This window comes from Jiangella rhizosphaerae (genome assembly GCF_003579925.1).
Classification (GTDB): Bacteria; Actinomycetota; Actinomycetes; order Jiangellales; family Jiangellaceae; genus Jiangella; species Jiangella rhizosphaerae.
In genome coordinates this window covers 1-13,031 of the sequence record NZ_QUAL01000404.1, presented here as the reverse complement: position 1 = coordinate 13,031, position 13,031 = coordinate 1, and the positions used below count along the sequence as shown (strand labels likewise).

Genomic DNA, 13,031 nt, shown 5'->3' with positions numbered 1-13,031 from the left:
GTGCCGGCCCGGCCAGCGCCGACGCGGCCGAGCGTGCGCCGTCGCGCAGCTCCGCGGCGGGGTCGGGCGGGTCGTCCAGCGCCTCGACGCGGCCGCCGAGCACCACCCGGCGGCGGGCTGCCCGGGCCCTGACCTCGGGCATCAGCCGGCGCAGCACGTAGTAGGCGAGGTAGGCGGCCGCGGCCACCGCGATCATCAGCACGACCGGCCACGGCACGTCGACGCCGTCGCTCTCGCCGCCGGGCAGCGGCGGCTCCGTCGCCGCCGGCTCGGCGGTGGGCAGCGGCTCGACCGGCTCGACGTCGGCGGGGTCGGCAGTGCCGGTGAACCAGCCGGGTTCCCGGACGTCGACGGGCCCCGCGGCCAGCGCGAGGACGACGACGAGCGCGGCCGCGGCAACCACCGCGGCGGCCAGCGGCCCGCCGGTGGAACGGCGCTCGGACCGGTGCATTGCTGCAATCGTCGCATATGGTCGAAGGGACCTTCGGACCGTGCGGCACCAATGGCGGGTAGCGTACGTTGATGGTCCGTCGGATCCCTACGATCAACCCCGGGTGAGTCATGGCCGTGCAGGAGAAGGAACACCTCGAGGACACCGAGTTCGAGCTGCCCGAGACGCGGGCCTCGGTCAAGGTCCTCGGCTGGCTGCTCGCTATCGGCGGCTCGATCGGCGTGTTCGCGTCGGCGATGCTGATCATCGAGCGGGTCCGGCTGCTCGAGGACCCGAACTACACGCCGTCCTGCAGCTTCAACCCCATCGTCACGTGCGGCACGGTCATGGAGAGCTGGCAGGGGTCGCTGTTCGGCTTCCCCAACCCCGTCATCGGCGTCGCGGCGTTCCCCGTCGTGGTCACCGCCGGCGTCGTCGCGCTGACCGGCGCCAAGCTGCCGCGCTGGTTCTGGCTCGGCCTCAACGCCGGCGCGCTGGGCGGCGCGGTGTTCGTCACCTGGCTGTTCACCCAGACCACCTACTTCATCGGCGCGCTGTGCCCCTACTGCATGGTCGTGTGGGTCGTCACCATCCCGATCTTCGTGTACACCACGGGCTACAACCTCTCCGAGGGGCACCTCAAGGCGCCCGGGTGGCTGCGCCGGGCCGTCGTCGAGAGCCGCGGCCTCATCGTCACCGTCTGGTTCCTGATCATCGCGATCCTCATCACCATCGAGTTCTGGGACCGCTGGTACTTGGTGTTCTGACGCCTTCTGACGCCGGGCATCAGTGGTGGTGGCCGGCCGGGGTCTCGCCCCGGGCCACCGCCGCGTCATGGCTGGCCCTGGCCCGGTCGACCAGGTCGAGCAGCCCCTCGGCGTCCCTGGCCATCTGCTTGTACTTGGGACCCAGCGCGATGATCTGGCGCTTCTCGTCGACCAGGCACTGGAAGATCCGCTCCCGCTCGGCCGGGTCGGCGGTGTACTCCGAGTCCAGGTAGGCAGTCGCGTGCCGCCGGGCGCCGGCGATCGCGGTCTGGGCCCGGCCGGTCGGGCTGACCAGCGACGCGACCACCGTCACCACCAACACCACGACGATGACGCCGAGCGACAGCCCGGTGCTGAGCTCGGCCACCTCGACCGGCTCGCCGCCGTTGACGAACGGCAGGTTGTTCTCGTGCAGTGCGTGCAGGATGAGCCGGACGCCGATGAAGGCCAGCACCGTCGCCAGCCCGTACGACAGATAGATCAGCCGGTCCAGCAGTCCATCGATGAGGAAGTACAGCTGGCGCAGGCCGAGCAGTGAGAAGGCGACGGCGGTGAAGACGAGGTAGACGTTCTGCGTCAGCCCGAAGATGGCCGGGATGGAGTCCAGCGCGAACAGCACGTCGGTGCCGGCCAGCGCCACCATCACCAGCAGCAGCGGCGTCATGGCCCGGCGCCCGTCGCGCACGGTGAGCAGCCGGCCGTCCTCGTAGCCTTCGGTCGTGTGGAACAGCCGCCGGGCGGCGCGCACGGCGATGTTGTCCTCCTCGGCCTCGCCGCCGCGCGGCTCGAGCATGTTGCCCGCCGTCACCAGCAGCACCAGTCCGAACAGGTAGAACACCCAGGCGAACGTGTTGATCAGCGCCGACCCGACGAAGATCAGCCCGGTCCGCGCGACCAGCGAGAACGTGATGCCGAACAGCAGCGCCTTCTGCTGGTACTCCCGCGGCACCCGGAAGCTGTGCAGGATGACCAGGAAGACGAACAGGTTGTCGACAGACAGCGCCTTCTCGGTGAGGTAGCCGGCGAAGTACTCCGTGCCCATGGCGGTCCCGCCGAACACCAGGACGCCGACGCCGAAGGCGACCGCGATGCCGACGTAGAGCGCCGACCACACGGCGGCCTCGCGCAGCGTCGGGACGTGCGCCTTCCGGACGTGGACCACGTAGTCGAACGCCAGGAGCGCGACCACGCCGGCCACCGTCAGCGCCCACACCCAGCCTGGCACGTCCATGACGCCACCTTAGGGGCCGTGGGCGGGCGAGTGCGCTATCCTGACCATGTGCGAGGCCTGCTGCTCCTTATCGGGCCGCGCTGACTGGTAGCGGACGCCCTCCAGCGGCGTCACGTCGGCGCGGCTGACCCCTCCTGCGTGAGGGGTCTTTTCATGTTCGGGGCCCGACACCACAGACGAGGGACGATTCCGATGAGTCAGATGCAGACCGGCACGACCACGCCGCCGGCCGACGACGCGCCCTACCGCTACACCGCGGAGGTGGCCGGCCAGATCGAGCAGCGCTGGCAGGATCGCTGGGAGCACGAGGGCACGTTCAACGCGCCCAACCCCACCGGTCCGCTGGCCGAGCCCGGCACCGAGCTGCCGGCGAAGAAGTTCTTCGTCATGGACATGTTCCCGTACCCGTCGGGGAAGGGCCTGCACGTGGGCCACCCGCTGGGCTACATCGCCACCGACGTCTTCGGCCGCTACCGGCGCATGCGCGGCGACAACGTCCTGCACGCGCTGGCCTACGACGCCTTCGGGCTGCCGGCCGAGCAGTACGCCGTCCAGACCGGCCAGCACCCGCGCAAGACCACCGAGGAGAACATCGCCACCATGCGCCGGCAGCTGCGCCGGCTGGGGCTGGCGCACGACAACCGCCGCACGTTCGCGACCATCGACCCCGACTACGTCCGCTGGACGCAGTGGATCTTCCTGCAGATCTTCCAGTCCTGGTACGACACCGAGGCCGACGGCGGACGCGGGCGCGCGCGGCCGATCGCGGAGCTGATCGAGGAGTTCCAGAGCGGACGGCGGCCGGTGCCGGGCGGCGGGTCGTGGGCGTCGCTGAGCGAGGTCGAGCGGCGCCGCATCGTCGACGACCACCGGCTGGCCTACGTGTCCGAGTCGCCGGTGAATTGGTGCCCCGGGCTGGGGACGGTGCTGGCCAACGAGGAGGTCACCGCCGACGGCCGCAGCGAGCGCGGCAACTTCCCGGTGTTCAAGCGCAACCTGCGCCAGTGGATGATGCGCATCACCGCCTACGCCGACCGGCTGATCGACGACCTGGACCGCATCGACTGGCCCGAGAAGGTCAAGACGATGCAGCGCAACTGGATCGGCCGGTCCACCGGCGCGAACGTCCGGTTCGCCACCGACGCCGGCGAGCTGGAGATCTTCACCACCCGCCCCGACACCCTGTTCGGCGCGACGTTCATGGTGGTGGCGCCCGAGCACCCGCTGGTCGACGCGCTGACGCCGTCGGCGTGGCCGTCGGAGACGAAGCCGGCGTGGACCGGCGGGCACGCGACGCCCGCCGAGGCCGTCGCGGCCTACCGTGCGGCCGCCGCGGCGAAGAGCGAGGTCGAGCGGCAGACCGAGGGCCGCGAGAAGACCGGCGTGTTCACCGGCTCGTTCGCGGTCAACCCCGTCAACGGCGCGCGCATCCCGGTCTTCGTCGCCGACTACGTGCTGATGGGTTACGGCACCGGCGCCATCATGGCGGTGCCCGGCCAGGACGAACGCGACTGGGAGTTCGCCGAGCGGTTCGAGCTGCCGATCATCCGGACGGTGCAGCCGCCCGACGGCTTCGACGGCGAGGCGTACGTCGGCGAGGGTCCGGCCGTCAACTCCGCGAACGACGAGATCTCGCTGGACGGCATGGGCGTCGCCGAGGCGAAGGCCGCGATCATCGCGTGGCTGGAGTCGAAGGGCACCGGCGAGGGCACCGTCACGTACCGGCTGCGCGACTGGCTGTTCAGCCGGCAGCGGTACTGGGGCGAGCCGTTCCCGATCGTCTACGACGAGAACGACCAGCCCGTCGCCATACCCGACGACCTGCTGCCGGTCGACCTGCCCGAGGTGCCCGACTACTCGCCGCGGACCTATCCGCCCGACGCCGCCGACACCGAGCCGGAGCCGCCGCTGGCCCGCGTCCCCGAGTGGGTCGAGGTCGAGCTGGACCTGGGCGACGGCCCCAAGACGTACCGCCGCGACACCAACACCATGCCGAACTGGGCCGGTTCGTGCTGGTACGAGCTGCGCTACCTGGACCCCACCAACACCGAGCGGCTGGTCGACCCCGAGGTCGAGCAGTACTGGATGGGACCGCGCGGCGACGGCGACGCCGGCGGCGTCGACCTGTACATCGGCGGCGTCGAGCACGCCGTGCTGCACCTGCTGTACTCGCGGTTCTGGCACAAGGTGCTGTTCGACCTGGGCCACGTGTCCAGCGAGGAGCCGTTCCACAAGCTGTTCAACCAGGGCTACATCCAGGCCTACGCCTACGTCGACGAGCGCGGCCAGTACGTCCCGGCCGAGCAGGTGGTCGAGGACGGGGACGGCTACACGTTCGAGGGCAAGCCGGTCACCCGCGAGTACGGGAAGATGGGCAAGAGCCTGAAGAACATGGTCACGCCCGACGAGATGTACCGCGACTACGGCGCCGACACCTTCCGGGTGTACGAGATGTCGATGGGCCCGCTGGACCTGTCGCGGCCCTGGGAGACCCGCGCCGTCGTCGGGTCGCTGCGGTTCCTGCAGCGGGTCTGGCGCAACATCGTCTCCGAGCAGACCGGCGAGGTCGTCGTCGGCACGGCTCCCGCCGACGACGAGACCCGGCGCATCCTGCACCGCACCATCGACGCCGTCCGCACCGATATGGAGGCGATGCGGTTCAACACCGCCATCGCCCGCATGATCGAGCTGAACAACCACCTGACCAAGCTGGACACCGTTCCCCGCGAGGCCGCCGAGGCGCTGGTGCTGATGCTGGCGCCGGTCGCGCCGCACATCGCCGAGGAGCTGTGGTCGCGGCTGGGTCACCCGCAGTCGCTGGTGCGCGAGCCGTTCCCGTCGGCCGACCCGGCCTACCTGGTCGAGGACACCGTGACCTGCGTGGTGCAGGTGGCGGGCAAGGTCCGCGACCGGCTGGAGGTCCCGCCGTCCATCGGCGAGGACGACCTGCGGGCGCTGGCGCTGGAGTCCGAGGCGGTGCGGCGGTCGCTGGACGGCCGGCCCGTGCGCACGGTCATCGTGCGGGCGCCCAAGCTGGTCAACGTCGTCCCGGGCTGACGTCCCGTGACGGCTCGGGTCGCGGTCGTCACCGACTCGACGGCGCACCTGACCGCCGGCGACGTCGAGTCGTACGGCGTCCGGGTCGTGCCGCTCCAGGTCGTGGTCGACGGTGTCGCCGTCGACGAGTGGACCCCGGCGGGGCCGTCGACGGCGGCACCGCGTGCGCCGGCGTCGGGGCGTCCGGGTGGCGGCGTGCAGACGCTCATCGGCCCGCGTGAGGTGGCCGACGCGTTGCGGGCGCACGTCCCCGTCACCACCTCCCGGCCCAGCCCGCGGGCGTTCCTCGACGTGTACGAGTCGGCGGCCGCGGAGGGGTACGGCGCCGTCGTGTCGGTGCACATCTCCGGCAGCCTGTCCGGTACGGCCGACGCGGCTCGCCTGGCCGCCCGCGACGCGCCGATCCCGGTGCACGTGGTCGACTCCCGGTCGCTCGGCATGGGGCTCGGGTTCGCGGTCCTGGCGGCGGCGTCGGCGGCGGAGCGCGGGCTGACGGCCGACGAGGTGGCGGAGCTGGCCCGGGACCGGGCCGTACGGTCGTCGGCCTTCTTCTACGTGGACACGCTGGAATACCTCAGGCGGGGCGGCCGCGTGGGCGCCGCGTCCGCCGTCGTGGGGACGGCGCTGGCGATCAAGCCGCTGCTCCACCTGCGCGACGGCTGGGTCGACCTGCTCGAGAAGGTGCGGACCTCCGCGCGCGCCCGGGCCCGCCTGGAGGATCTCGCCGTCGAGCGCGCGCTGGCCGCCGATGGCCGGGTCGACCTCGCCGTGCACCACCTCGACAACGCCGCCCGCGCCGGCGAGCTGGCCGCCCGCCTCGCCGACCGCCTCCCCTCCGCCGGCTCCGTCGTGGTCACCGAGGTCGGTGCCGTGATCGGCGCCCACGTCGGGCCGGGCCTGCTCGCCGTCGTGATCAGCCCACGCTGAGGCGGCCGGGCGGTGCCCTGTCCATCGCCGGGTTGTCGGTGGCGACTGGCATGATCCCGGGATGCCGATCGCGTCCGAGATCTTCAACCTCACCTTCGACGCCGCCAACCCCCGGCGGCTGGCCGAGTTCTGGGCGCTGGCGCTCGGGTACCGGCTCGAGCCGCCGCCCGAGGGCTTCGCCACCTGGGAGGAGGCGTTGGCCGCCTGGAACGTCCCCGAGGACGAGTGGGACTCCGCCAGCGCCATCATCGACCCCGGTGGCGTGCTGCCGCGCATCTACTTCCAGAAGGTGCCCGAGTCCAAGACGGCCAAGAACCGCGTCCACCTCGACGTCCGCGCCTGGCGTTACACCACGCCCGACGGCGGGCGGCCGCCGGTGGCGGAGGTTCGGGCTGCCATCGATGCCAAGGTCGGGGAGCTGGTCGCCGCGGGCGCCACGGTGGTCGGCACGGTCGAGCAGTACGGCAACGCCTGGACGGTCCTCCAGGACCCGGAGGGCAACGAGTTCTGCGTCGTCTGACGCCGGCTCGACCGGACCCCGGTGGCCGCCCGCTCGGCCGCGCCCGCGGGCCTCGCTGCCGCCGGCCTGTCCACAGTCCTGACCAGTTCATTCGGTTGTCCACAGAAGTGGCTTCCGGCGGCCGCGGCGGTCGGTGCGGCGGCCTAGCGTCGCAGGCATGCGATCGTTCCGCTCCCGCTCCGTCGACGACCACACGGCGGCGCTCGCCCGGGCCCGGGTGGCGCACGTCGCCGGTCGGCGCTGGGCCGGCGGAGCCGATCCCGCCGCCGCCGGCCCTTGGTACGCGCCCGGCCGCCCGGACGACGAGCCCGACGACGAGCCGGACGACTGGCCGACACAGCCTCGACCGGGGGAGGCGGCCGTCGGTTCGGCGCCGTTCCAGGCGCGGCCCGCGGACCCCGCACCGCCGGACGTCCCGGCGGCGGTCGGCGCATCACGCGCGGCACCCGCCACGGACGCCGCACCGGCGGCGCGGCTGGGCCGGTTCGGGCTCGAGCGCGTCCAGTTCGCCGTCATCGTGCTGGTGGTGCTCGTCGGCGGCATCGGCGCGGCGGTGCTGTTCCTGCTCGCCCGGCCCGAGGTCGTGCCGATCGAGCCCGAGCTGGTCGCCACCGGCACCGCCGTGGCCACCGGAGCCCCGCCGCCGACCGGCGCACCCGCCGACGACGCCCCACCCGCCGGGCCACCGGACGCCTCGCCCACGGCGACGTCCGCCCCGATCATCGTCCACGTCGCCGGCCTCGTCGCCCGGCCCGGCGTCGTCGAGTTGCCGTCCGGCTCACGGGTCGTCGACGCCATCGAAGCGGCCGGCGGCGCGACCCCCGACGCCGACCTGACACCGCTCAACCTCGCCCGCATCCTCGCCGACGGCGAGCAGGTGCTCGTCACCGCCGATCCGCCTGCTGCCGCGCCGCCCGCCCCGCCGGCCGGCAGCCCCGGCAGCGCGACGCCGTCCGTGCCGGTCAACCTCAACACCGCGACCGCCGCCGAGCTCGAGACCCTGCCCGGCATCGGTCCGGCCCTCGCCGGCCGCATCCTCGACTGGCGCGAGCAGAACGGCCGGTTCACCAGCATCGACGAGCTGCGCGAGGTCTCCGGCATCGGCGAGCAGCGCTTCGCCCAACTCCAGCCGCTGGTGACGCTGTGAGCCGCGCCCCTGCCCCCGATCCGCCGACACCGGCTCGGCCCCGCGTGACTGGACGTGCCGCCGACGCGCCGCCAGGTGCCGGAGGCTCCTCGACGACGACGACGCGATATGCGAGCGCAGCGGCCGATGGGGTGCCTGGTGGCGGTGCTCGGCAGCTCACGCCGGCGGAGCCGGTCGCACCGACCGGTTCGGCTGCCGATTCGGCGGCCGGCCCAGCGGCCGAGCCGCGTGATCTCCGCCTCGTACCGGCCGCGCTCGGCCTCTGGCTGGGCGCACTGGCCGGTGTGCTGGCCGACTGGCGGGCCGGCCTCGCCGGCTGCACGATCGCCGTCGTCATCACCATCGCGATCCTGCTGCACACCCGCCCACGAGGCACCGACCAAGCGTCAGCCGACGCGCACGGCACCGCTCGGCACGGGCGCCCGCCGCGGTCGGGGGACCGTCTGCGGCCGGCCGGCAGGCGTGCACTCGTCGCCGGGACGCTGTGCCTGGTCGCCGGGTTCGCCGTCGGGGCGGCTAGAGCGGCGCCCGTCTGGAACGGGCCGGTCACCACGCTCGCCGCGGCCGGCGCGCACGTCGACCTCGAGGCCGTCGTCGCGCGCGATCCCGTCGTCCGGAGCAGCGGTCCGGCCGGCGAGGAGGCCACCGCCACCGAGTACGTCGTCGGCCGGCTCCGCGTCGACGAGGCCACCGGCCGCGGCCGCCGCTACGACGTCTCCGTGCCGGTGCTCCTGGTCAGCGGCGACCTCGGCTGGGCCGAGCTACTGCCGGGCCAACGCGTCAGCGTCGCCGGCCGGCTCGAGTCCACCGACGACCGGCGCGACGACGTCGCCGCCGTCTTCCGCCCCTACGCCGGGCCGGACGAGCGCACGACGGGGCCGCCGAGCGCCGCCAGCCGCGCGACCGAGCCGTTCCGCGCCGGCCTCCGCGAGGCCGTCTCCGCGGTGCCGCCCGACCCGCGCGGCCTCGTTCCCGGCCTGGTGATCGGCGACGAGTCGTTGCTCGCCGCCGACCTGCGCGACGCCATGTCGATCGCCGGGCTGACGCACCTCACCGCCGTGTCCGGCACCAACGTCGCGATCGTCCTGGTCGTCGCGCTCGGCCTGGCCCGGTGGCTGGGCGTGCGCGGCTACGCGGTGCCGGTCGTCGGCGTGGTGTGCGTCGCCGGCTTCGTGCTGCTCGCGCGCCCTGAGCCGAGTGTCCTGCGAGCCGCCGCGATGGGCCTGGTCGCGGTCGTGGGGCTGACGGTCGCGGGACGCCGGCGCGGCCTGCCGACGCTGGCGGCCGCGGTGATCGCGCTGGTGCTGCTCGACCCATGGCTGGCCCGCAGCGCCGGGTTCGCGCTGTCGGTACTGGCCACGGCCGGGATCCTGCTCCTCGTGCCTACCTGGACGAGGTCGCTGGCGTGGCTGCCGCGCCCGCTGGCGGTCGCGATCGCCGTGCCGCTGGCCGCGCAGGTCGCCTGCACGCCGATCGTGCTCGGGCTGTCGGGCCAGCTCAGCCTGGCCGCTCTGCCGGCGAACCTGCTCGCCGCGCCGGCTGTGGCCCCGGCGACGGTGTTCGGTGCCGCCGCCGCGGTCGTGAGCCCGGTCCTGCCGCCGGTCGCGACGGCGTGCGCGTGGCTGGCCGCGCTTCCGGCCTGGTGGATCGCCGCCGTCGCGCGCTGGTTCGCCGGCCAGCCCGGAGCCGTCGTGCCGTGGCCGCCGGGCACCGGTGGGGTGGTGGCGGCCGTCGTGCTGGCGGTGGCCGGGCTCGTGGCGCTGCCGCTGCTGTTGCGCCGTCCCCTCGTCACCGCGGCCGCCGGGACGGTGCTGGTGATCGGCCTGCTGAAGGCGGTCCCGACCCCGGGCTGGCCGCCGCCCGGCTGGCTGGTCGTCGCCTGCGACGTCGGACAGGGCGACGCGCTGGTGCTGCGGGCCGGCGACCGGTCCGCCGTCGTCGTCGACACCGGGCCCGAGCCGCGGCTGGTGCGGCGCTGCCTCGACGGTCTCGGGGTGCGGCAGGTCCCGCTGCTGATCCTGACGCACTTTCATGCCGACCACGTCGGCGGCGTGGACGGCGTGCTGGCCGGGCGCCACGTGGGCCGGGCGCTCGTCTCGCCGCTCGACGACCCGCCCGCGTCGGCCGACGGCGTCAGGCGCCGGCTCGCCGCGGCGGGCGTCCCGGCGTCGGTGCCGCGGGTCGGCGACCGGCTGCGAGTGGGGGAGCGGCTCCAGCTCGACGTGCTCGCGCCGGCCCGCTTGGTCCAGACGCCGGAGTCGGAGTCGAACAACGCCAGCATTGTCGTCGAGGCCGACGTCGACGGCGTGAGCGTGCTGCTCACCGGCGACATCGAGCCGACGGCGCAGCGATCGCTGCTGCGGGGCGCGCCCGATCTCGACGTCGACGTGCTCAAGGTCGCCCACCATGGCTCACCGCACCAGGACACCGAGCTACTCACCGGTGTCGGTGCACGGCTGGCGCTGGTCAGCGTCGGCGAGAACACGTACGGCCACCCGTCGCCACGGGTGCTCGACGCGCTGCGGCGAAGCGGAGCCCGGGTCTACCGCACCGACGAGCACGGCAGCATCGCCGTCGTCCGGACCGGCGACGACGGGCTCGGCGTGGTGGCCGGCGGGCCGCGAGCCGGACCGGCGCAGCGGCGATCGGCGCAGCGGCGATCGGTGCGGGGGCGGCGACCTTGTCGGCGCGACGTGTCATGCTGTGTAGCGACATGGCTGCGCTATCGACCGACCCCCTCGTCCCGGTCACGCTCGTCTTCGGTCCTGAGACGCTGCTGGCCGAACGCGCCGCGGGCGCCGTCGTCCGGGCGGCGCGCGCCGCCGATCCCGACGCCGACGTGTCGCAGGTGTCCGGCTCCGAGCTGACCGCCGGAGCCCTCGCCGAGCACGTCAGCCCGTCGCTGTTCGCCACCCGCCGTGTGCTGCTGGTCAACGACGTCCAGGACGTCAGCGAACCGGTCGGCGACGTGCTGGTGGGTTATGTGACGACGCCCATCGACGGCATCCACCTGGTGCTGCTGCACCCCGGCGGGGTCAAGGGCAAGAAGCTGCTCACGGCGCTGCGTAAGGCCGGCGTGCACGAGGTACCGGCCGAGCGGCTGACCCGCCCCGACGACCAGGTCGCGTTCGTGCGGGCCGAGGTCCGCCGCCACGGTAGCCGCATCGACGAAGCCGCGGCGCGGCAGCTGGTCGAGTCGGTGGGCGGCGACCTGCGCGGGCTGGCCTCGGCGGCCGGCCAACTGGCGGTCGACGCCCCGGACGGCCAGGTGACCGGCCAGGTCGTGGCCATGTACTTCGAGGGGCGCGCCGAGGTCAAGGGCTGGGTGGTCGCCGACCGCGCCGTCGAGGGCAAGACCGGCGAGGCGGTCGAGCAGCTGCGCTGGGCACTCGAGACCGGCACCGACCCGGTGCTGGTCACAGGTGCCCTGGCGACGTCGCTGCGCTCGCTGGCCCGGCTGGCCGGCGCACCCCGCGGCATGCGCGACGCCGACGTCGCCCGCGACCTCGGCATCCCGCCGTGGAAGGTCCGGGTGCTCCGCGGCCAGCTGCGCGGCTGGACCCCGACGGGCCTCGCCCGCGCCATCCGCGCGGTCGCCGACGCCGACCTCGCGGTCAAGGGCGGCGGCAACGACGCGACGCTCGCGCTCACGACCGCACTCGTCGCCATCGGCACCGCTCGCGCCGCCTGATTCTGGAGGCGTCATGGTCGAGTTACTACTGCTCTGGCGGTGGTAACTCGACCACGACGACGGCGCCGCCCCGAGGAGGCTCGGCCTCAGAGCGAGGCGGCCCGCTTGGAGATCGAGGACTTGCGGTTGGCCGCCTGGTTCTTGTGGATGACGCCCTTGGACGCGGCCTTGTCGAGCTGCCGGTTGGCGGCGCGAGCGGCCTCGACGGCCTTCTCGGTCTCGCCGGCGTCGGCCGCCTCGTGGAACTTGCGGATGGCCGTCTTCAGCGACGACTTGACGGCCTTGTTGCGCAGCCGAGCCTTCTCGTTGGTGAGGATGCGCTTCTTCTGGGACTTGATGTTCGCCACGAACTGATGCCTTCGGTCGGTTCGGATAGGTCGTGAGGGCGTCGGCCTCGTCCGGGACCCGCGCCGGTGGGGAACCGTCGCGGCGGCAAGGAGTCGGCCGGGCGCGTCCGCGACCTGGGCCGACGCGCAGCCGCCAACAATACCAGCGCAGCGGCTCACCAGCCAATTCGGCGCCGCGGCCCGCGGCGGGAACTCACCGCCACCCGTACCGGTCGCGCAGCGCGCCGATGACGGTGTCGAACTGCTCGCGGCCGAGCGCGGACGCCTCACGGCGCATGCCGCCGGGATGTACGCGCAGGACGCGGCTGATGTCGACCCAGGACGGCCGGTGCTCGCCGTCCCAGTGGCCGGCGCCGACGCCGACCCAGTCGCGCTCGCCGTCGTGGTTCTTGCTGGTCAGCTGGACCGCCAGCAGCGTGCCACCCGGCTCGTGCGCGACGATGAGTACCGGCCGGTCCTTCCCGCGGCCGTCGTTCTCCTCGTACGGGACCCATGTCCAGACGATCTCGCCGGGGTCGGGATCGCCGTCGGTGCTGGGGTTGTACGACGTGCGGACGGCGCCGACGGAGTGCGCCTCGGTGGTGGCGTTCGGCCCGAACCGGCCCGGCGACTCCTCGTCGGCGTGGTCGCGGTCGCCGCGCGGCGCACGGTTCGCGGGACGTGCCGACGGACGCGCGGGACGGCCGCCGTCGCGGTCGGTCCGCCGCTTCGGCGGGGTCAGCAGGGTGCGTACGAGGTCGCGCAGCAGACGGGCCACGCCGGCACTGTAGCGCCGTGCCCCGTCGTCTGGTGGGCACTTCGCCGGCCGCGTGGTTCACCCGCCAGCCCGTGCGGTTCGCCCGCCGGCCGCGCGGTTCACCCGCCGGCCGGCGGTGGTTCGCCCGCGGGCGGGGCCGGCGGACGGCCGCGGCGGG

10 protein-coding genes and 1 pseudogene are annotated in these 13,031 nt (G+C 73.8%); 7 read left to right on the top strand and 4 right to left on the bottom strand.

The features are described from left to right. A pseudogene (locus DY240_RS27230) lies at positions 1–451 on the bottom strand (hypothetical protein); the annotation flags it as partial. A 110-nt stretch (positions 452–561) separates the two neighbouring features. On the opposite strand from DY240_RS27230, the gene DY240_RS27225 reads away from it, so the two are divergent. After that, entirely contained in the window at positions 562–1,197 is a 636-nt protein-coding gene (locus DY240_RS27225) for a vitamin K epoxide reductase family protein (RefSeq protein WP_119662805.1), read from the top strand. 19 nt (positions 1,198–1,216) lie between these two features. On the opposite strand, the gene DY240_RS27220 is transcribed toward DY240_RS27225, so the two are convergent. Then, positions 1,217–2,428, bottom strand: coding sequence for a TerC family protein (locus tag DY240_RS27220; RefSeq protein WP_119662804.1), 1,212 nt, complete (start codon positions 2,426–2,428; stop codon positions 1,217–1,219). A 201-nt stretch (positions 2,429–2,629) separates the two neighbouring features. On the opposite strand from DY240_RS27220, the gene leuS reads away from it, so the two are divergent. From leuS to holA, 6 genes are all read left to right on the top strand, one after another. Continuing rightward, a complete protein-coding gene (leuS, locus tag DY240_RS27215; protein WP_199702580.1) occupies positions 2,630–5,485 on the top strand; it encodes a leucine--tRNA ligase in 2,856 nt (951 codons plus the stop codon). 6 nt (positions 5,486–5,491) lie between these two features. Then, positions 5,492–6,412 carry a DegV family protein gene (locus DY240_RS27210; RefSeq protein WP_119662802.1) on the top strand — a complete coding sequence of 307 codons (921 nt, stop codon included), beginning with the start codon at positions 5,492–5,494 and terminating at the stop codon, positions 6,410–6,412. A gap of 61 nt (positions 6,413–6,473) precedes the next feature. Continuing rightward, complete coding sequence (locus DY240_RS27205; RefSeq protein ID WP_119662801.1) at positions 6,474–6,932, top strand: VOC family protein; 459 nt, start codon at positions 6,474–6,476, stop codon at positions 6,930–6,932. Positions 6,933–7,089: 157 nt separating this feature from the next. After that, positions 7,090–8,079 carry a ComEA family DNA-binding protein gene (locus DY240_RS27200; protein ID WP_119662800.1) on the top strand — a complete coding sequence of 330 codons (990 nt, stop codon included), beginning with the start codon at positions 7,090–7,092 and terminating at the stop codon, positions 8,077–8,079. Between the two features lie 284 nt (positions 8,080–8,363). Further along, positions 8,364–10,946, top strand: a complete 2,583-nt coding sequence (locus tag DY240_RS33520; protein WP_147375544.1) for a DNA internalization-related competence protein ComEC/Rec2 — start codon at positions 8,364–8,366, stop codon at positions 10,944–10,946. Beyond that, on the top strand, positions 10,853–11,770 hold the full coding sequence (gene holA / locus DY240_RS27190; RefSeq protein WP_233552897.1) for a DNA polymerase III subunit delta: 918 nt from the start codon (positions 10,853–10,855) through the stop codon (positions 11,768–11,770). The genes DY240_RS33520 and holA overlap by 94 nt, the downstream gene beginning before the upstream one ends. Before the next feature lie 86 nt (positions 11,771–11,856). Here holA and rpsT read toward each other — a convergent pair whose 3' ends face one another. Both rpsT and DY240_RS27180 read right to left on the bottom strand, forming a co-directional pair. Continuing rightward, a complete protein-coding gene (rpsT, locus tag DY240_RS27185) occupies positions 11,857–12,117 on the bottom strand; it encodes a 30S ribosomal protein S20 (protein ID WP_119662797.1) in 261 nt (86 codons plus the stop codon). Positions 12,118–12,310: 193 nt separating this feature from the next. Continuing rightward, on the bottom strand, positions 12,311–12,874 hold the full coding sequence (locus DY240_RS27180) for a type II toxin-antitoxin system PemK/MazF family toxin (protein WP_233552896.1): 564 nt from the start codon (positions 12,872–12,874) through the stop codon (positions 12,311–12,313). Positions 12,875–13,031: the final 157 nt, after the last annotated feature.